Annotated in this window: 22 protein-coding genes; 4 read left to right on the forward strand and 18 right to left on the reverse strand. The window is 35.3% G+C overall.

What is annotated here, in order from left to right; translation table 11 throughout:
* Positions 1-20: 20 nt before the first annotated feature.
* The 11 genes from F1560_RS00610 to F1560_RS00660 all read right to left on the reverse strand — a co-directional run bounded on the left by F1560_RS00610 (position 21) and on the right by F1560_RS00660 (position 7,984).
* Positions 21-596: a DUF4256 domain-containing protein gene (locus F1560_RS00610; RefSeq protein ID WP_149472741.1), complete on the reverse strand. Its 576-nt coding sequence runs from the start codon at positions 594-596 to the stop codon at positions 21-23.
* A 156-nt stretch (positions 597-752) separates the two neighbouring features.
* Positions 753-1,250, reverse strand: a complete 498-nt coding sequence (locus F1560_RS00615) for a GNAT family N-acetyltransferase (protein WP_149472742.1) — start codon at positions 1,248-1,250, stop codon at positions 753-755.
* A complete protein-coding gene (locus F1560_RS00620) occupies positions 1,247-1,690 on the reverse strand; it encodes an NUDIX hydrolase (RefSeq protein WP_149472743.1) in 444 nt (147 codons plus the stop codon). The genes F1560_RS00615 and F1560_RS00620 overlap by 4 nt, the downstream gene beginning before the upstream one ends.
* Positions 1,691-1,718: 28 nt before the next feature.
* Entirely contained in the window at positions 1,719-2,372 is a 654-nt protein-coding gene (locus F1560_RS00625) for a uridine kinase family protein (protein WP_149472744.1), read from the reverse strand.
* A 381-nt stretch (positions 2,373-2,753) separates the two neighbouring features.
* Complete coding sequence (locus F1560_RS00630; protein WP_149472745.1) at positions 2,754-3,152, reverse strand: recombinase family protein; 399 nt, start codon at positions 3,150-3,152, stop codon at positions 2,754-2,756.
* A 373-nt stretch (positions 3,153-3,525) separates the two neighbouring features.
* Entirely contained in the window at positions 3,526-4,053 is a 528-nt protein-coding gene (gene paiA, locus F1560_RS00635) for a spermidine/spermine N(1)-acetyltransferase (RefSeq protein WP_149472746.1), read from the reverse strand.
* Between the two features lie 611 nt (positions 4,054-4,664).
* The gene (locus F1560_RS22335; RefSeq protein WP_245347791.1) at positions 4,665-4,952 is read right to left on the reverse strand and encodes a hypothetical protein; all 288 of its coding nucleotides are present in this window, start codon (positions 4,950-4,952) and stop codon (positions 4,665-4,667) included.
* A gap of 154 nt (positions 4,953-5,106) precedes the next feature.
* Positions 5,107-5,934: a dihydrodipicolinate synthase family protein gene (locus tag F1560_RS00645; protein ID WP_149472747.1), complete on the reverse strand. Its 828-nt coding sequence runs from the start codon at positions 5,932-5,934 to the stop codon at positions 5,107-5,109.
* A gap of 380 nt (positions 5,935-6,314) precedes the next feature.
* Complete coding sequence (locus F1560_RS00650) at positions 6,315-6,818, reverse strand: GNAT family N-acetyltransferase (protein ID WP_149472748.1); 504 nt, start codon at positions 6,816-6,818, stop codon at positions 6,315-6,317.
* 163 nt (positions 6,819-6,981) lie between these two features.
* Entirely contained in the window at positions 6,982-7,317 is a 336-nt protein-coding gene (locus tag F1560_RS00655) for a hypothetical protein (RefSeq protein ID WP_149472749.1), read from the reverse strand.
* A gap of 193 nt (positions 7,318-7,510) precedes the next feature.
* Positions 7,511-7,984 carry a stress protein gene (locus F1560_RS00660; RefSeq protein WP_149472750.1) on the reverse strand — a complete coding sequence of 158 codons (474 nt, stop codon included), beginning with the start codon at positions 7,982-7,984 and terminating at the stop codon, positions 7,511-7,513.
* A gap of 327 nt (positions 7,985-8,311) precedes the next feature.
* On the opposite strand from F1560_RS00660, the gene F1560_RS00665 reads away from it, so the two are divergent.
* Positions 8,312-8,893: a PepSY domain-containing protein gene (locus F1560_RS00665; protein ID WP_149472751.1), complete on the forward strand. Its 582-nt coding sequence runs from the start codon at positions 8,312-8,314 to the stop codon at positions 8,891-8,893.
* Positions 8,894-9,150: 257 nt separating this feature from the next.
* On the opposite strand, the gene F1560_RS00670 is transcribed toward F1560_RS00665, so the two are convergent.
* The 4 genes from F1560_RS00670 to F1560_RS00685 all read right to left on the reverse strand — a co-directional run bounded on the left by F1560_RS00670 (position 9,151) and on the right by F1560_RS00685 (position 13,314).
* Positions 9,151-9,705 carry a hypothetical protein gene (locus F1560_RS00670; RefSeq protein ID WP_149472752.1) on the reverse strand — a complete coding sequence of 185 codons (555 nt, stop codon included), beginning with the start codon at positions 9,703-9,705 and terminating at the stop codon, positions 9,151-9,153.
* Between the two features lie 255 nt (positions 9,706-9,960).
* Positions 9,961-10,944, reverse strand: a complete 984-nt coding sequence (locus tag F1560_RS00675) for a tRNA dihydrouridine synthase (RefSeq protein ID WP_149472753.1) — start codon at positions 10,942-10,944, stop codon at positions 9,961-9,963.
* A gap of 568 nt (positions 10,945-11,512) precedes the next feature.
* Positions 11,513-12,379, reverse strand: a complete 867-nt coding sequence (locus tag F1560_RS00680) for an SDR family oxidoreductase (protein WP_149472754.1) — start codon at positions 12,377-12,379, stop codon at positions 11,513-11,515.
* Positions 12,380-12,426: 47 nt separating this feature from the next.
* The gene (locus F1560_RS00685; protein ID WP_149472755.1) at positions 12,427-13,314 is read right to left on the reverse strand and encodes a DMT family transporter; all 888 of its coding nucleotides are present in this window, start codon (positions 13,312-13,314) and stop codon (positions 12,427-12,429) included.
* A gap of 110 nt (positions 13,315-13,424) precedes the next feature.
* Between F1560_RS00685 and F1560_RS00690 the strand changes: the two genes are divergently transcribed.
* Positions 13,425-14,330 (forward strand): LysR family transcriptional regulator, encoded by a 906-nt coding sequence (locus tag F1560_RS00690; RefSeq protein ID WP_149472756.1) that lies wholly within the window; start codon positions 13,425-13,427, stop codon positions 14,328-14,330.
* A gap of 42 nt (positions 14,331-14,372) precedes the next feature.
* On the opposite strand, the gene F1560_RS00695 is transcribed toward F1560_RS00690, so the two are convergent.
* The gene (locus F1560_RS00695; protein ID WP_149472757.1) at positions 14,373-15,668 is read right to left on the reverse strand and encodes an MFS transporter; all 1,296 of its coding nucleotides are present in this window, start codon (positions 15,666-15,668) and stop codon (positions 14,373-14,375) included.
* A gap of 63 nt (positions 15,669-15,731) precedes the next feature.
* The gene (locus tag F1560_RS00700) at positions 15,732-16,388 is read right to left on the reverse strand and encodes an ArsR/SmtB family transcription factor (RefSeq protein ID WP_149472769.1); all 657 of its coding nucleotides are present in this window, start codon (positions 16,386-16,388) and stop codon (positions 15,732-15,734) included.
* Positions 16,389-16,642: 254 nt separating this feature from the next.
* On the opposite strand from F1560_RS00700, the gene F1560_RS00705 reads away from it, so the two are divergent.
* Both F1560_RS00705 and F1560_RS00710 read left to right on the forward strand, forming a co-directional pair.
* Positions 16,643-17,689, forward strand: a complete 1,047-nt coding sequence (locus F1560_RS00705; RefSeq protein ID WP_149472758.1) for an NADH:flavin oxidoreductase/NADH oxidase — start codon at positions 16,643-16,645, stop codon at positions 17,687-17,689.
* Positions 17,690-17,733: 44 nt separating this feature from the next.
* Positions 17,734-18,147, forward strand: a complete 414-nt coding sequence (locus tag F1560_RS00710; RefSeq protein WP_187773589.1) for a MarR family winged helix-turn-helix transcriptional regulator — start codon at positions 17,734-17,736, stop codon at positions 18,145-18,147.
* A gap of 196 nt (positions 18,148-18,343) precedes the next feature.
* Here F1560_RS00710 and F1560_RS00715 read toward each other — a convergent pair.
* A partial coding sequence (locus tag F1560_RS00715; RefSeq protein ID WP_149472760.1) for a GNAT family N-acetyltransferase occupies positions 18,344-18,779 on the reverse strand: 436 nt, incomplete at its 5' end.

Genomic DNA, 18,779 nt, shown 5'->3' on the forward strand with positions numbered 1-18,779 from the left:
ACTTTTGCTATCTGTAAAACTTAGACCCTTAACGAGCCACGGAATCCCCTTGCGCCATAGTAAGAATCTGCACCATTATGATAAACAAAAACAGTGTCGTAACGACGATCACAAAAAAGAGCACCGCCGAGTTTTCTAATATCAGCAGGTGTTTGCACCCAACTCGATGTTTTCTTATCGAATTCTTCAAGTTTCTGCAGCTCGCGATATTGTTCTTCTGTTAAAAGTTCAATACCCATGGCCGTTGCCACATCCATAGCGCTATTTTCTGGTTTATGTTTTTTTCTTGCTTCCAGAGCCTCACGGTCATAGCAAATACTTCTGCGACCTTTAGGACTTTCTGCTGAACAATCATAGAAAATGTATTCATCCGTCTCTTTATCATAACCAACAACATCTGGTTCACCGGCGGTTTTTTCCATTTCATTTAAAGACCAAATTTTTCCTGGATTAGCATCCAGCTTTGCTTGGACTTCCTCCCATTCAAGACCTTGATGGCGGTGTATGTTTTTCTCAAAACGGGTTTTCAATACGTTGAGTAATTCTTCGCGTTCTTCTGGTGCTAATTCTTTGTTCATTTCATTTTCTTGTGTCATAAGATTCCTCCTAATGTTTGAATTAGTTTGCAATAATTAAGAATTCCAATCTTTGAATTCTTATTTACTAAATAATATAAGTCATCGTTTAGCATCATTGTAGCAAACTTTATTAAAATTTAACGATTTTTAATAAGAAAGCCTTCTTTAAAAAAATCAATTCATTTCTTTTCTTAATTTGACCAAGTTATACCAGCGTACTCCCCCATGCTTTGATTCCGAAACGCCATGATTAACAAATCCAAGCTTTTCATAAAAAGAAACTAATTCCTGTTTACAAGTTAACGTGATTCCTTCTCTTTCATTTCCTTTCACAAGCTCTTCCATTTTATCCATTAAAATCTTTGCAACGCCTTGATTTCTTGCCTGTTTGGACACTGCTAATCCTAAGATACTTTGATATCCACCTTTTTTCGGATTTTCGTTAATTTGCTCAAAAAGGTCATCGGTTATATACGGCTGATTAATAATCGGCCCATTAATATAACCAAGTAGCTCGCCTTCTTTTTCCGCCACAATAAACGTATCAGGTATCAGCTGAACCCTTTCGATAAACGCTTCTTTTGTGGCAGCTTCTTCTTTTGAAAAGCCTTCACTTTCAATATGTAATAGCTGCTCTAAATCTGTCGTTTGCACATTTCTTAATGAAATCATTTTGTATTTAACCTCTCTCCTAACTGGGTACAATAATTTTTCATGTAACTTATCAAGAAATCTCTATCCTCAGGAAAAGATAAATCGATTGTCTTTAATTCCTCTACATCTTTCCATGCGATATCATAAATTAAATTATCTGGATCTTGAATTTTTCTTTCTCCACCAATAATCCTCACTAAAAAATAATGGACCTCAAATGATATGTTATTTTCTTTATAGCTACCCTTTTTCTGCTTAATTTTATCAACTACTTCCACCATATAGCCCGTTTCTTCCTCAACTTCTCTTATACAGCATGCTTGAAAGGATTCGTTCTTTTCTTTTCCGCCAGATGGAACAGACCATGCTTTTTTCTCTTCGGGTTTTCCTTGCAATATCATTAATAATTGACCTTCTTCATTAATACATACACCCGACGAACCAAACCACTTTTCCATAAAGATCCCTACTCCTTAGTCAAATTTTCTACTCAACCAACAGTGAACAACCTTTTTCCACGATTACCTCTTCATTAGAGTTTCTTAGAACAATATCAAAATTTCGATGAAAAGGATGCATGAACAAATCATATTGAATTCTACGCTCTACATGAGACTGTCTAAGATAATTCATATCAGCTCCCCTTTCCGAAACATCTCGTTCACTTCTTCTAATTAACTCTGTTTCTCCATCTGTATAAAAATAAATGGTTAAATCAAATAAATCGGGATTGATAAATGCAACACTCATTCCTTCGACGATGTTCACTCTACTTTGTGAAGAAACTAGAGTACTTTTCGTATAATGCGTCCCTATTGTATATAGATCCAAACCATCTCTAATCATATTTACGTCTCTCTCCAAAGCCGATACATGATGCGCTGCGGGATGACATGCTGTCATTTTATAATGATGAGTCTTATTGTTGTACTCATAATCGATTGAAGCATGCTTCCTAAGATTAGAGCCAATAATATATGGATCAGTATTCATATAATTCACATCTTTTTCTTTCAAAAGTCTTAAAATACTATTTGCAAATGTAGTCTTTCCAGAAGCACCATGACCTGAAATCCCGATTATTATTTTTCGATCATTTTTATTAATAAAATTGGCTACACCATGTAAAACCTTGTCCATATCTCTCACCCTCTATTTTTCCCCCACAGAAAATCCATCAAATAACCGTCCTCCATAAGGTTTTAAAATTTCATCAACTAGATTAATAACTTCATTCTAGATACTACTTTTATAAAATAGCTCAAATGCTTTAACAAATTGATCAGCAAAATAGCTTAAAACAATTTCTCCTATACTCTACACTCATTTTATCATAATTATTTGGAATTTATTTTCAAATCAATACCGTAAATAACCTCCTTTTCAATTCTTCCAACAACAAAATTGCCATACCATTTTATCTGGCAGGGCAATCAATTTATTAATTATTTGATTTCCTATTCAAACTTCATTTGGATAATATTTAAGGACAAATAGAATCCTACGCTTTTAATCCTAAAGCTATATGATTTTTTTCCATATATCCGTATTGAACTGAAGTTTCAACTTGCTTTCAGGATACAAGCTATTTTGGTTTTCAATCAACATTACCTGTGGAACATACTTTTTTATTCTAGGCATTACATATTGAAGTCTCATTTTATCTCTTCCTAAATAATCAAATGAATAAAATGCCACTGCATCAATATTTTGATCCGTGTTCATAAGATATTTAATTAGTTCATTCAACCCAGTACGCATTGGATTGTAATAACCAAGATCTGAAAATTTCTTAACTACTTCCATATCATGAGCATGTATATGCGTCACAATATTATTTTCTATTTCAGCTACATTGCATTTCGCTTCCATAATTCGTTGAGTATAAAATATTGCCTTTTTTAAAGACTGACTAGACATCCTATATCATCAATCCTTTATTAATCAAATATATTTAAGTAATTTCCAATTTGATTAATAAATATACTTTTCTTTTCCTTACCTTCTTTCCTCCATATAAAGAAAAGCGCCTAGTCCTTTATCAACGCAAAAGCACATAGCAAACTGTCAGTAAAATCAAGACTGTAATTAATAATCACATATATTTTCAATTTTTATAAGTCCTGTTTTTTCAGATTTAAACTTCTCAACGTAATAATCAACAAACCATTGCATACCAAGCACAAACAGATTTCCCCTTAATAATTGACAATAAATTATTTCCGTTGGCCTGTAAAAGACAAATCCCGCACTCATATAAGCGGTTTATATTCTTCTATCTGCAAATTCTATTTCACAAAAAATTTGTCAGTGTTTTGGTCATGATAATATCAATTTGTTCTTCATCCCCCATATAAAAAGAATGAGCTCCAGTTTCAACAAACCCCATTTTCTTATAAAAAGCTATAGCATTTTCATTATTTTCCCATACACCAAGCCAGATTTTCCTTTTATTACGTTCCATAGCAATTTCGATAGCTTTATCTAATAAATATTTACCAAGGCCGTGTTTTTGAAATTTGTTTCTTATATAGATCCTTTCAACCTCAAATGCATCTGTGCTCATTTTTTCAGACTGAGCATTGTCCATGTTGACCTTTAAATAACCAGCGATTTCATCATTAAAATATACAAAAAAGAATTGCGAAGACGTATTGGATAGTTCTTTTTCTAATTGCTCCAGGTTAAATGCTTTATCCAAATAGGCATTCATATTCTTAGGTGAATTCTGTTCTTTAAATGTCTCATTAAATAATTCACAACTAATTTTTTTAAGTGTATGTACATCTTCAATGGTGCATCTTCTAAAATTTATAGTCATTTTTTTATGTCTCTCCTTGTATAAAGTCAATAATCCTTTTCTCTCTTAATAAAAGGGTACAATTGGATCCCTTCATCAATTGAGGAGATTATTTAAGCATCATTTATTATTATTTTTTTATTAGCGTAATCAATAAGAAATCTTAGGAAGAAATAAATAGCTCCTAAAAAAATTCCCCTAGTAACAATTAAATAACAATACTATACAAAAAATCCATTTCACTTTACTCTTCAGGACATTCCCAGAACTGCAAGTAAAACAATTGCAGTATTTTTATTTCAAAAAACAGAAAAGTTTTCCCCCTCAGATTCTGAAAAAATCCCATTCCTAAAATACAAACCTTCCTCGTCATCAATTCCGTAACCAATTGATACCTTAACTTTTGATATTGCTGTTTTTAAATTTTCCTCTTCATTCCATTTAGAATAGTGAACACTTATAACACAGTCCTTTATAAGACCCAATCCTGTAAGGAATAAGTGCTGCTTTCTAGCATTGTCTATCGGAGGTATTACACAATTTTCCGGGCTCCAGCAGAAAATCCCGCCACTGGAATTCCTTCTTTATACAGGTTTTTAATATGGATACCGACTTCCGTATCAACAATATATTTATGATATAGCTCCGTCTCTCCACCACCAATGATTATTCCAGGATAATAACACATTTATATTTTGAGCTATTTGGTTTAAAGAAAGGGGCAGGTAAAAAAAGTTGGTAACCCCATTCGCTTCCAACACGTTTGTGTATCTTCTCATATATTCTTTCCAGCCTTTTCTTTCAACAAATAAAATTGCTATCTTGCCTTTACTGTTTAAAGGAAGGTCTGCAAACTTTCTACCAAGAATTTTACCAAATGGCGGGCTTCCCCCAAATAAAAATAAATGTTTATTTGCCATAAACCTACCGCAACCTTTATCAATAAAGTTAAAAAGGAATCACTTAATTTAGACATACTATTGTGTTAAATCCCTAGTTAGTATTAGTTATAAACAAAATTACTATTTAGATGGAGTTTTCAGTAATCAGTTTAAAAAATAATCCAACATCTAATTAAATATTTCCTATTGGACTTCTGCAAATCCCTATTGGAATACCCTTATGATTAAGGATTTTTTTCAGATTCACAATAGCATTTCCTTGATAAATTTGTTCCATAATACTTTCTATTTTTTCACATTCTTGTTCACTTACTTTTGGCTTCATAAGTAGGTTTTGAAACCATTGACTAATTTCTGCAGGGTAAGCATTCCCCGCAATCGAAGAAAGACGATCATATCCAAATAATACTTTTTCTTCTAGTCCCACTTCTCCACCAGCATAAAAGTAGAAATCATCTCTATTCATACCATTTTTTATTCGTTCAACTTTTTCTTGGCTGCCAGCATCTTTTATTCCAACCACTAAGTCTATCTTACTTAATTGAATAATATTTATTACTGATAAATCAAATCCAGTTCTTTTTGGATTGTTATATAAAATTGTAGGTTTATTTGCAAGGTCTATAATCCTTTTTGCATAAATAAATGCTTCTTCTTGTGTTGGTAAAACATATGGTGGATAACCGAGCATGATACCGGATATTTTTGTATGACGAATCTTTTCAGCTAACTCCTCTGCCTCTTTCTGCCTAATTGAAGCCACTCCAAAAATGATTTCCATATTACGAATAAGTTCTTCTTCCAGTTCTAAACCATTTATTATTTCCATTTTCTCTTGCAAGTTTAGGCTATGCTGTTCCCCAGTACTCCCAGAGACAAGAACAGATTTTACGCCCTGTTTATACAAATCTCTTATATGGCTTATTGTCCCTTGAATATTTAAAGATTCATCTTCAAAAAAGGCTGTTGGCACAGCAATATGGACTTTTTCTGTTAGCATTATTTTATCTCCTTTATTCTTTATATCTGCTTATAGTATCCACAAGATAGTTTAATAACCTAATGATTCCGTTTCTATAATAAGGGCAATAATTCCTCTAAATATAGTCATTTTGAGTGAAAGTTATGTTGCTGTTATTAAAAAGGCACGTAATTCGCTATTTACTATTCAATATATAATTATCATAGTGAGTGGATTTCTTCTTACAGATTGATATTGCACTTTTTAGCAGTATAAAAATCCCTAACATTAATAGGAAGTAATTTTTACAGAGTCTTGAAAAAGGATTGAGTAGTTCTTCCATCTCCTTTCTCATTATACGGTTTAACAAGATGCAATACTGTTATTACAGCATTGCATTGAATAGTAAAAAACATTGTCTATTTAGTGGCATATACATATACATCTTTCCCGCCTAATATAATTTTTTTATCTAATTCCATTCCTATTTTGCCTGCTACTTTTTGTGAAGAAAAATTATTAGGTTGAATCAATGCAATAAATCGTTTTCTATCAAATTGTTTATTTCCATATTTCAGTAATGCCTTAGCTGATTCTGTTGCGTACCCTTTTCCCCAATATTTACGAGATATCCAATAACCTATTTCAATTTCTTTATTACCATCAATTGTTTGTGGAACTAAACCCGCGTGTCCAATTAAAGTATTATCTTCTTTATTAACTAAAACCATTAAACCCATTTCTTCACTAAATTCATATATTCTATATATCCTATTCAAAAAGTCCTTACCATCGTTTCTATCCCTCGTCTTTCCGTTCCCAATGTATCTGACTACTTCAGGATCCGATAGCAAGGACATAAGAAATTCAAAATCACCATCATTATAGGGACGAAATACCAGTCTTTCAGAGATAATTGCCAACCTCAAGACCCCTTTCCATTTTATTATTTTTTTAACGCTGCCTTTTAGTATGTATAAAAGAAAATAACATAATGGCTGTCATTTTAATTGTAGCTTCTTAATCTCACTCCAAATTCACATAATTGATCTATGTAATTGTTACTTGTTAGTAGAATACTAAAAACTACCCGAAATATTGAAGAATTAACTGATATAATGCTATGGAAAGCCCTAAAAGACTTGCCTTCATTTTAGATGGATGGTTTCTTTTATTGCGAAACAAGTAAAAGAAAATGACTATAAATCCCAAGGGAATCCACAGCTCAAAAACACCTTCTTCTGTACTGCGAGAATAAATTGGAGCAATGTAAGCGCTAACCAGAAAATAAAAGAAGATCGTAAAACGCCTTGTTTCTAATTGCTTGCTCCACCTTAGTAAAAAGAGAATAATAATTATTGCTATAATAGTGATGTGTAAAGGGGGTAAAACAATAGCAAAATCACCAAGATTGAATTCCATTCTGCATTCCCTTCTTTTTTTGTTTAATAAGTGCAGCTCCATAATAACATAATATTGATTTTCAATTTATTAAAGACTTAACAAAAGCCAAATTTCTCAGTACAAGAAATCTGGCTTTTTATCTATGGATTTTCTTAATGTTGTAAACCTGCATTTTCCCGACTCTACTCCCCGTGTTCATCTCTATCTGTAATTAAGGTCTATGAAAATTGACCGTCTTCTCGTCGTCTCCAGTTCGTTCAAACCATCCTCTGAAGGCCCAATTATCATATCCTCCATCACCTTCGTTAACAAATGTTCCTTCTTCAAACACCCAGACTCCGAATGTAATGCCATCGTAATCTACCGTATCAAAGTATTGTACGCCTTGTAATTGATTGGCATTATAACCTTGACTCAAGTTCATCACCATTACATTATATTGCTGATCTGCTTCATAGAACGCTTTTTCTCTTGCTCCCTTGACAAAGCCACTTCGATTGTCAGCTGATTTCTTAGCATCGGCAATTGCTTCACCAATAGCCACAGGGTCAACCGTTACTTCTCCGCCAACCTCTGCTGCCTCTGCGGAACCCGTAGAACCTCCTAAAGTCGGTAGAGCTAATGGCGTCGCTAACACGGCTATCCCTAATGCAGAAGTTACAACAGCTTGTTTCACTTTTCTCAATCGATCTCCTCCTTTATTTTTTTTCTTCATAGAACTTCTACCCGTTATTCTATATATAAAACAAAAATAAAGAAGATGAATAAATCTGCCCATTAATTTACCCAAATAATAACATAATGCCTAGATTTCAAATTTACTGGTTTAGAAATAATTACTTCAGTAAAAAAATTCTACCATTTAATAATCTAATTTTTAACTCTTGCTCTCTTTATTTAAGTACATTCTTAGTTTCTTTTCAATTCTAATCAAATTCTAATTTTCTTATCACTATTGTCTTATTTTTAAAAGTTATTATGAATGACAAAGGCAAATAAAGGAGGGAGAAATTTGAAAAGAAATCTTTTGATTGGAACAGTAGCAGTAACAAGCATTTTGGGTAGCGCCGCAATCGTGGGGGCATCGGATGACAATAACATCGTGGATAATCAAGCATTTACCGCAGAACAAGCCATCCAGACAGCATTCGAAAAAGTGGAAGGATTCGTACAGGAAGTAGAACTTTCCTTCGAAGAGGATGAAAATTATTATGAAGTTCAAATCGAAAGCAGCGCTAATGCGTATGAATTTAACATTGATGCAGCAACAGGAAAAATTGCAGGACAAGATATTAAAAATACTATAGAAGAAAAGCAGGAAGAAACTGGACAGAAACTCTCTTTTGATAACAGTAATTATTCGAATGAATCAGTTAATGTAACTTCACTTGAAGAGTACAATACCATTATCGATCAGGTAAATACAGAAGGTTTGACTTTTCATCCGGTTACTGACAATCAAGGAAACCGCATCATGTTCTTAGTTGACGCCGACGGGAAAAAGCACTTTAAAACCATTTTCATAAAACACGACAACCTTCTGAAAATCATTGATGTGAACGGTCGTGGACAGGTATACAACGGCAGCCTTTAATGAAAAGCACCATCTAAATTTCCCCATCCTAAAGTGACACCCCTCACTTTAGGATGGAAATGTTCACCATTTGTTTTCTTTTTTAGTCCGGGAAGATGATTTAAATTGAACCTTGTCATTAGTAATAAAAAAAGCCATCCAAATATATATCAGACGACTTTTTGCATTTTATTCTTCACTTATAATGTCACTTGAATTGTATTATTTGTAAGTATATCCCAAAGCCACTAAAAGGAATATTACTTTTTTTTACACTATTATCTTTTTAATTTCTTTACAAACAATGTAAACCAGTAGGATATAAAGACTACTGCAAGATCAACAAGGAATATATGGAAATTATTTGTACCCTTATGAAGCTCCAATATGCCCATCCATATTTCCAGTGTTGCAAAGCCAAATGCAAATACAGCACTTAACAAAATAGCATAAATGTAAAAGTTCTTCTTATGCTTTGTTGTATACTGATATAGAAGTAAAAAACCAACAGGAAGAATGGATACTGTTATATTTAAAGAATATGGCAGTGCAGGTGCGAGAAAGAATGTATGAAACATGAAATTATATCTTTCAAGAATTATACTGGCGTAAGTCCATAAAATATGTACCATAAAACCAAAGAAAAACACCTCAAAAATTCTAACTCGATCAACTACAAAGAAAAGCAGAACCAATGGAAGAATAAAAAGCAGCAACGTCACCCAGAACTGCCATGTACCAAAATTAGAATAATCATGCCAATAGGCCGATATAAGCTCATTAAATTCTTCTGTCTTCACATAAATTTCATCCCGATATTCTATATAATCCACAAAATCCCTCCTAACTTTCAGGCTTATTTTATGGATTAATAATTAATTTATGTAATTTTATTTAGGAAGCATACGAAAACCTTTGTACAGCGGAATAAACCCCCACAACAACATAAGACTAATGTACAAATTGGCAGGAATGAACTCGGATCAAACCACATTCACACCTGCCAATTGACTGCTTATATAAATTTCAGCTGTAGGGCAACATTCGTTTAACGTCCTACTTCACTTTTTTCTTAAAGCGGGAAACTTCTACTGTTCCTCCGTACCTTCAGTACTATGTTCCTCAAAGTTATCGAGCAATGCGCGCACTTCATCTGTTGATTCTGTGCTCATCAATTGATTTCTCAACTCACCTGCTCCCCGAATCCCACGGACATATATTTTGAAGAAGCGACGCAGAGGCTTAAACGCACGTGGTTCCACTGCTGAATATTTATCAAAGAAATCCAGATGCAGCCTTAAGAGATCGAGCAATTCTTTACTACTATGTTCTTTCGGCTCCTTTTCAAAGGCAAATGGATTTTTGAAAATACCACGGCCAATCATAACCCCATCAACACCATATTTCTCGGCAAGCTCCAAGCCAATTTGACGGTCAGGAATATCTCCATTGATCGTCAAAAGTGTATCTGGAGCCACTTCATCACGAAGTTTCTTAATCTCCGGAATTAATTCCCAATGCGCATCTACTTTGCTCATTTCCTTTTTCGTACGCAGATGGATGGAAAGATTAGCAATGTCTTGTTTCAATATATGTGTAAGCCAATCGCGCCATTCGTCTACTTTCGTGTAACCAAGCCTTGTCTTCACACTTACGGGTAATCCTCCAGCTTTTGCTGCTTGTATTAGCTCTGCTGCAACTTCCGGACGACGAATGAGGCCACATCCCTTCCCTTTCCCTGCCACATTGGGTACAGGACAGCCCATATTGAGATCGATACCTTTAAACCCTTCTTCCGCCATACCAATACTCATTTGCCTAAAGTATTCTGGCTTATCGCCCCATATATGGGCTACAAGCGGTTGTTCATCCTCTGTAAAAGTCAAACGTCCACGAACACTCTGTTTCCCGTCTGGGTGACAATAGCTCTCCGAGTTTGTAAACTCTGTAAAAAACACATCCGGTCTACCAGCTTCACTTACGACATGTCGAAATACAACATCTGTTACATCTTCCATTGGTGCCAATATAAAAAACGGTCGTGGTAATTCACGCCAAAAATTATCTATCATAACTCAAATTCAAATCCTCTCATTATAGTTCCCAGGCCAAACGATTAGCCTTAGCAAACTTGGTATTCATCAAGCTTTTAGGTGAATGCCATCGTTGCACTTATGCAGATAGGGATGTTTTATACTTTCTTCCTATCTGCCAAAATGAAAAAGCAACCTTGCTTCCTTTAAACTTATAACATGTTTAAACACTTATTATCAAACTGATTGAGTCGTCATTTTACAAGATCCAGTTTTATTCTTATTGGACACTCGCTGTGCAACCTAAAAAGAGATGTACCATACAGCAAACATCTCTTTTTGGGTTGCACTATTTATACAACTCAATGATTAGAATAGTATACACTAATTTCTATAAAATTGAAAAGTACCTTCCACATGGTCATCTTTTCTTTCACGTTCTACCCTTTATTATAAAGAAGAACATCGAGTTAGTGAAGGGGAGATAGTATAATCCAGTACAGTAAACACTATCCATAATTCCAATTCAAATTTAACTATCAATACCGCTCCTTCTGAACCACTTTCATGTCTTTGTTTTCTATATTCGCTCTACCTACTAAATGAACTACTTCTCACTTCGAAAGTTTTCCTGATGATCAGTAAGAAAGGTTTGAATGCTACGTGCTGACCTGTTTAGCAATGTATTTATATCGTTTGTAATCAGCCTATTCTTATCCTCAGGATATGCTTCGGTAATATATGCAAGGTCATACGCTCTCCAAGGCGGAGTTCCGTTTTCCAAAAGTGTTTCATAGAATTGTTTTTGTGTCACTGCATTATAATGTATGGATTGACCAAGGATAGTTGATAAATGTTTGGCAATTTCCTTATAAGAAACTGCAGTAGGTCCTGTTAGTGTATATATTTTGCTAGCATGGCCATCCTCATCACTTAAAACCTTTGCTGCTGCTTCTGCGATATCACGAATATCAACCAAAGCAAATTCACTTGAACCCATAGGAGCTGAAAAGCTTCCCTTTCCTGCAACCGAATCACCAAAACGTAATAAATTTTGCATATATAATTGCGGATGAAGGAATGTCCAGTCCATTTTAGAATTTCTCAACTGTTCTTCTGTTTCAGCATGCCAACGCATTAACGAAATCGGTGAACCTTTAGAGACTCCTAACGCTGATAGTTTTACGATGTGCTTCACACCTTTTCGTTCCGCTACTTTTATGACGTTTTCATGCTGGATCACTTGATTGGGATTATCTCGTGCAACTAATAAAAGACGGTCTACCCCTTCAACCGCCTTTTCAAGTGATTTCTCATCTTCGAATGTTCCTACAGCTACCTCTAGTGATGCATGATGAAAATCTTTAAATGCATCTCCATTTCGCACAAAGGCTCGGACTGGAACTTCCATGTTTAAAAGCTGTTCCACCACAAGCCTGCCAATTTGTCCTGTTGCTCCTGTAACTAAAATCATAAATTCATCCCTCCCAAAAAATACTTGTGATCAAAAATAGCTTTGTATTACTTTTTATATTGCACCCTTTTAAAGTTAAACAGGCGAATATTTTTTCCTACAGTCATAAAGATTATGCTGAATAAAACGAGAAATGCTCCAAATAACTGCCCTGAAGTCATAACTTCATGGATAAATAGATACCCGAATAATGCTGCAAAAACAGGTTCCAATGAGAATATGAGACCAGTTCTAGTAGGTGAAGTATACCTCTGAGCAATTATCTGCAAGATAAAACCTAAAGCACTGCATAAAATGCTAAGTGCAAGGATTGCAGTCCACCCCTTTGCAGTACTGGGCAATGTAGGTGTTTCAAAGATCAAAGAAAATACTAGACCAATTAAACCTGCAAAACCCAACTGAAGCATGCCAAGATTTAGTGGATTAACCTTTTTAACTGCGAAGCTGACTATAATAATATGTGACGCGTATAAAACTGCTGCCAGCACACAGAATAAATCCCCTAGATTTATATGGAATGGCAATTGGATAGTTAGAAAACCAATACCTATTATTGAAAGCACAATACTTAAAATAATTTTTGATTCCATTTTCTTTTTTAATATAAAGGTGTTGATCAATGGAACAAAAACAACTGTTAAACTAATTAAAAACCCTGCATTTGAAGTGGTTGTAGTCTTTAAGCCAAATGTAATTAAAGTGAAAATGAAGAATAAGATAAAGCCTAATACAAAACTATATTTTAACGTATTGAAATCTATTATCCGTAAACGACGGAATAGAATTGGTAGGACGATAATAAAAGCGAGACCAAACCGCAATGCAATTAAATTGAATTCAGATATTGAATGTAGCCCCATGTCCATGAAAAGATATGAAGCTCCCCAGAAAAGTGTCACAACTAACATGAGTAAATCAGCAAGATATACCTTCATTTGGGTTCCCTCCTTTGCCTAAATCCAGTATACTAAGCTACAAAACACAAGTAAAACGAATATTTCTTATACTTAATATGAGAAAAACTAATGTAAAGGAGGGATTTGTGATGAGCATTAGCAAATATAAAGTATTAATGGAAGTATTAGAGCAAAAGAGTCTAACCAAAGCGGCAGACACAATGGGATATACCCAATCTGGCATCAGTCATACAATCAATAGCCTTGAAGAAGAATTTGGATTTGAATTAATTGTGCGTGGTCGTACAGGAGCAAAATTAACGAAAAATGGTGAACAAGTCATCACAACGATACGCGAAATTCTAAAATGGAATGAGTATTTGGAACAGCAAATTGCCGCTGTCCACGGGGTGGAGTTAGGTATAGTCCGAATTGGAACCTTTACAAGTGTTTCTGTTCATTGGCTGCCAAGCATCATTAAAAAATTCCAGCAGGATTTCCCAAGTATTGAGATTAAGTTAGTTGAGGGAGATTATCGTGAAATTGAAGAGTGGATATTGAACGGGGTGATAGACTGTGGTTTTATCTCAGCACCAACACGGAATAAGTTTGATGTCATCCCTTTGCACAAAGATAAAATGCTAGTCATACTGCCTCCTGAACACCATCTAGGTTTGCATGATGTTATTCATTTAAATCAAATCGAAAAGGAGCCCTTTATTATGCCCCGACAAGGTTCTGATGATGATATCAATCGGGTTTTAAGAAAGGCTCCATTTAAACCAAACATTAAATTCATTGCTGGAGATGACTATGCGATTATGGCTATGGTTGAGAGCGGTCTAGGTATTAGTATACTTCCAGAGTTAGTTCTCAAGGGACAACAACGTCATATCCATAAAAAAGAACTAAAGGGGTTAAATTTCCGATCACTAGGCATCGCTGTTAATTCTAAGAAAAATCTTTCTCCAGCAACTAAAAAATTTCTAACGTATGTTCAGGATTTCCTAGATGAAGGACTGGATCCTATCGAATCCAGCCCGAATTCCAATTAATTTTTTATTTAAAAAATCTATGTTCCCTGTAACAGGTATTTTTTAGAATCCTTCACTCTTTTGCACATCAGGGGAATGGAGGTCTTTACTTTTACGAGACCAAATTACAACTGGAATCAGGATTAATGACAAAATCCCTCCGGCAAGTGACAGCATTTCGTAACTGGAACCAGCAACAACCATTCCGGACATGACACCACCTGTTGCACCTGCTAACGCAATAAAAACATCTACCGTCCCTTGGGTCTTCGCACGTGTTAAAGGTTCTGTTGAATCAACAATTAAAGCTGTACCACTTATTAAACCAAAATTCCATCCTAGTCCGAGTAAAGAAAGTGCAACAACCAGAAGAAAGACAGAATCTCCCGGTGCAAGTGCTGCTACGACACCCGAGGCGAGCAATGTAATACCAGAAGCTATCACCATAGCAATTCGACCAATCTTGTCAACAAGAATTCCTGTAAAGAGTGACGGAAGATACATGGCACCTACATGAAAGCCGATGACAAGTCCAATTGCACTTAAACTATGGCCATGATGTCCCATATGAATTGGAGTCATGGTCATAATAGCAAGCATGACAATTTGAGTAAGTACCATCGTGATAGCACCAACTGCAATCCCTTTTTTATTGTTTTGATTCTTCATAGGTGTTTTATTAGGTTCTGCATGTTGTTTACTCGTATTTATTTTTGAAGCAATAATGAATGGGTCAGGACGTAATAAGGCAAATAATATAATACCAGCTACTATAAATGCTGCTGCAGATAAAATAAAAGGACCAGCTAATTCTGGTACGCCAATCGAACGTGCAACATTTCCCATAATTTCTACTAAATTGGGACCAGCAACTGCACCAAATGTAGTCGAAACCATTGCTATACTTACCGCAGTAGCTCGCTGTTTGTCAGTCGCTAAGTCTGTACCAGCATAACGAGCTTGTAAATTGGTTGCAGTACCTGCACCATAAACGAATAGGGAAATGAATAATAAAAACACACTGTTTAAAACAGCAGCAAAGATAACGCCTACTGCCCCAAGTCCACCTGTTATAAAGCCTGCTGCAAGACCAATGCGTCGTCCAAAACGGTTGGAAAGTCTTCCAACTGTTAATGCAGCGCCTGCCGACCCTAGCGTAAGTAAAGCAGCTGGAAGACCTGCAAATGCGTTTGTGCCTAGCATTTGTTCAGCAATCAATGCTCCAACTGTTATTCCAGCGGCTAATCCCGCTCCACCAAACATCTGAGAAATAACGACGATAAGTAACGTACGTTTATATAATTTTTTCTGTTTCTCCGGGTTATCAATATAACTTTGTGCCAACTCATCACTAGACATCGTTAACACCTTCCTCCCCCAAATTTATCTCTTAAGTTTATTCTACAAGCCAATATGCTTCGTTTAATTTACATGTTTTTGAAATTGATTCCAATCCTGAACACCACTCTCTAAACGGTAAGCAGGAACACCTTTTTCCTTTAAAAGCTCTACCGCTTTTGCCGATATTAAGCAGTATGGACCTCTGCAATAGGCAACAACATCACGGTCTGTTGGCAAAGAAGAAAGTTTCTCACTTAATTCCTCAATCGGCATCGAAACAGCACCTGGAATATGAGCAGTTTCATATTCTTCTTTCGGTCTGACATCTAACAATAAAACCTCGCCTTTTTCCATCTTGTTTTGAAGTTCCGAAAGGGAAACACCATCCATATCAAGATTGGCATTTAAGAATTCCTTCTTTATTTGTTGTACCTCTATATACTGTTTTTCTGACAATACGCGTAAGGAGCTCAAAAAGTCCGAAATGGCTGAATTTGCCAATTCGTAAATCACATAGTTCCCTTTCTTTTGAAACTTTACCATCCTTGAATTAGACAGAGTTTGTAAATGTTGAGATACATTCGCCACAGACATCGTCGTTATTTTCGATAATGCTTCCACTGACTTTGGACCTTGAGATAAAATATAGAGAATTTCCAAGCGCTTTGGGCTTGAAAGACTTTTACCTATTCTTGCAAACTCCTGAAATAATAAATCTTTTAAAACTCTTTCATTGATCATTTTTTAACCACCAACTATTCAAGTATTTTATTGAATAGTTGAATTATAGAACTAACTAGATTCTGTTGTCAAACAAATCTGTTCGTTAAAAACCTAGACTCCGTTTAAGTTCAACTATTTCTGTAGGTTTATTTTCAAAAACCGCTACCTTATAATTCTCGTTCCTTTTCGGTTGCATTTGTATCATAATTGTTCTATTCTAACATAAATGCATGCGCATGCATTATTTTTTTGAAGGGAATGATACTATTATGAAAACAATTGATTCATCTTTTAAAATTAAAGATTTACAACTTAAAAACCGTATTGTAATGGCACCAATGTGCCAATACTCTGTAGATAAGGAAGATGGAATACCGAACGATTGGCATTTTGTTCACTATACATCTAGAGCTGTTGGCGGTACAGGATTAATTATCGTGGAAATGACAAGTGTAACCCCTGATGGAAGAATTACGAATCAAGACTTAGGTTTATGGGATGATCGTCAAGTTCCTGCCTATAAGCGTATTGTAAACGAGGTTCATAAATATGGTTCAAAAATCGGTATACAAATAGCACATGCAGGTCGAAAAGCGGAAGATGCAATCCAGCCTGTTGGACCTTCTATTCTTCAAGGTGAAGCCTTGCCCGAAGAAACCAAATATGGCGGACTTAAACAACCTCGCGCTTTAACGATTCAGGAAATTAAACAAATAATTGAGCAGTTTAAACAAGCTGCCAGAAGAGCAGTCGAAGCGGGCTTTGACACGATAGAACTTCATGGAGCACATGGTTATCTTCTGCATCAGTTTATGTCTCCAAGTATTAATAATCGAAACGATGAATATGGTGAAGATCTCTCAAAATTTGGTGTAGAAGTGATTCGCTCCGTGAAATCTGTCATGCCAGAGGGTATGCCATTAATAATGCGAATTTCTGCTATTGAGTATATAGACGGTGGCTACGAGTTAGAACATTCCCTTCGTATGGCTGAAAAATACAAATCAGCTGGCGTAGATATTTTTCATGTTTCATCAGGAGGAGAAGGCACGCCGGGTACTTTAAAACCTGGTAATTATCCTGGTTATCAAGTTCCTTTTGCACGAGCTTTCAAAGAAAAGCTCGGAACCCCTGTCATAGCTGTTGGCATGTTGGATAGTCCCAAAGTAGCCGAGGCAACCTTATCTAATAAGGATGCCGATCTAATTGCAGTTGCTAGAGGTATGTTGAATGATCCATACTGGAGTTTACATGCCATTAAAGAAGTAACACGGAAGGTAAATCCGCCATTTCAATATAGCAGAGGAATTCGATAACGGGTAATGCTATAATTGGGATATATCATTGAAAGGTGATGGCAATGAATCAACCGCAACAATTAATCCATACGTGGGTAAACTTTTCAAAATTCCATAAAAGAATTACACATTCATTAGACTATTTTCTGCAACAAAAATACCATTTGGGTTTGAGTGAATTTTATTTTATGATGTTTCTGAATGAAAATAGCGAAAAGCAACTCCGACTATCACAGCTTCAGAACATGATTGGTCTCAGCCAAAGTGCTTTATCACGCTTGGTCTCAAGGCTTGAACAACACCATCTTAAACCAGTGGAACGAGCTAGCTATGCTGAGGATAAACGTAGTGTTTATGCTGTACTGACTCCTAGTGGTCAAAAGCATATAAATGAGATAATGAATGAGGTAAATAATGTTCTACAACAATCTCTTTCAGAAAAGGATATTAGCAATTTAAAATTATTTGCTGAGTAGAATTCCACACGAAATGCATTACTGAAGTTTCTTTTGAGAAGTTACTTTAGTAATGCATTTTTTAGATGTTCATAGCTTATAGCTTAGTGAGAGGGCTTGATTTTTTAACGAAATCCAATGCTCGACTCTAGTAATTTTGTTTTGAAGAACCAATATATTTCTAATCGGTTCGTAAATAAGTTAACAAGTTATCGTTCTACTTTTCTTCTAGACATAATACCGATACATCTTCCCAGCCATAGGCAACATCATCTACTACCACTTCTCCAAACTCACTCTTTCTGCGAAGATATTCCTTTCCACCCATACGTTCATAGAAACCAAGTCCAGATTTATTTTGTTTCATTACCCATACCATCATAGAAGTAATGCCCTTTGCTCTAAAATGCTTAGCAATAGCTGAAACCAGCTCTCTTCCTATACCTAATCCCCTACATTCCTGCAATAAATAAAGGGAGTATAATTCGCCATTAAAATTTTCGTCATCACTGCTTTTGCCTGATGCAAAACCTATCGTTTTTCCTGCCTTATTAATTGCAACATAGATAAATGTAACTGATAAAGTAAAATATACAGTTTCCGATAAATAAAAAGGAACACTTATTAAGCTGATAATGATCTTTGGTAGTTTT

Origin of the sequence: Oceanobacillus polygoni (assembly GCF_008304605.1) — a bacterium.
Taxonomy (GTDB): Bacteria; Bacillota; Bacilli; order Bacillales; family Amphibacillaceae; genus Oceanobacillus; species Oceanobacillus polygoni.

Coding starts and splice junctions, on each gene's coding strand:
- F1560_RS00610 (WP_149472741.1), bottom strand. CDS start 596: ATGACACAAGAAAATGAAATGAACAAAGAATTAGCACCAGAAGAACGC.
- F1560_RS00615 (WP_149472742.1), bottom strand. CDS start 1,250: ATGATTTCATTAAGAAATGTGCAAACGACAGATTTAGAGCAGCTATTA.
- F1560_RS00620 (WP_149472743.1), bottom strand. CDS start 1,690: ATGGAAAAGTGGTTTGGTTCGTCGGGTGTATGTATTAATGAAGAAGGT.
- F1560_RS00625 (WP_149472744.1), bottom strand. CDS start 2,372: ATGGACAAGGTTTTACATGGTGTAGCCAATTTTATTAATAAAAATGAT.
- F1560_RS00630 (WP_149472745.1), bottom strand. CDS start 3,152: ATGTCTAGTCAGTCTTTAAAAAAGGCAATATTTTATACTCAACGAATT.
- paiA (WP_149472746.1), bottom strand. CDS start 4,053: ATGACTATAAATTTTAGAAGATGCACCATTGAAGATGTACATACACTT.
- F1560_RS22335 (WP_245347791.1), bottom strand. CDS start 4,952: ATGGCAAATAAACATTTATTTTTATTTGGGGGAAGCCCGCCATTTGGT.
- F1560_RS00645 (WP_149472747.1), bottom strand. CDS start 5,934: ATGCTAACAGAAAAAGTCCATATTGCTGTGCCAACAGCCTTTTTTGAA.
- F1560_RS00655 (WP_149472749.1), bottom strand. CDS start 7,317: ATGGAATTCAATCTTGGTGATTTTGCTATTGTTTTACCCCCTTTACAC.
- F1560_RS00675 (WP_149472753.1), bottom strand. CDS start 10,944: ATGATAGATAATTTTTGGCGTGAATTACCACGACCGTTTTTTATATTG.
- F1560_RS00680 (WP_149472754.1), bottom strand. CDS start 12,379: ATGATTTTAGTTACAGGAGCAACAGGACAAATTGGCAGGCTTGTGGTG.
- F1560_RS00685 (WP_149472755.1), bottom strand. CDS start 13,314: ATGAAGGTATATCTTGCTGATTTACTCATGTTAGTTGTGACACTTTTC.
- F1560_RS00690 (WP_149472756.1), top strand. CDS start 13,425: ATGAGCATTAGCAAATATAAAGTATTAATGGAAGTATTAGAGCAAAAG.
- F1560_RS00695 (WP_149472757.1), bottom strand. CDS start 15,668: ATGTCTAGTGATGAGTTGGCACAAAGTTATATTGATAACCCGGAGAAA.
- F1560_RS00705 (WP_149472758.1), top strand. CDS start 16,643: ATGAAAACAATTGATTCATCTTTTAAAATTAAAGATTTACAACTTAAA.
- F1560_RS00710 (WP_187773589.1), top strand. CDS start 17,734: ATGAATCAACCGCAACAATTAATCCATACGTGGGTAAACTTTTCAAAA.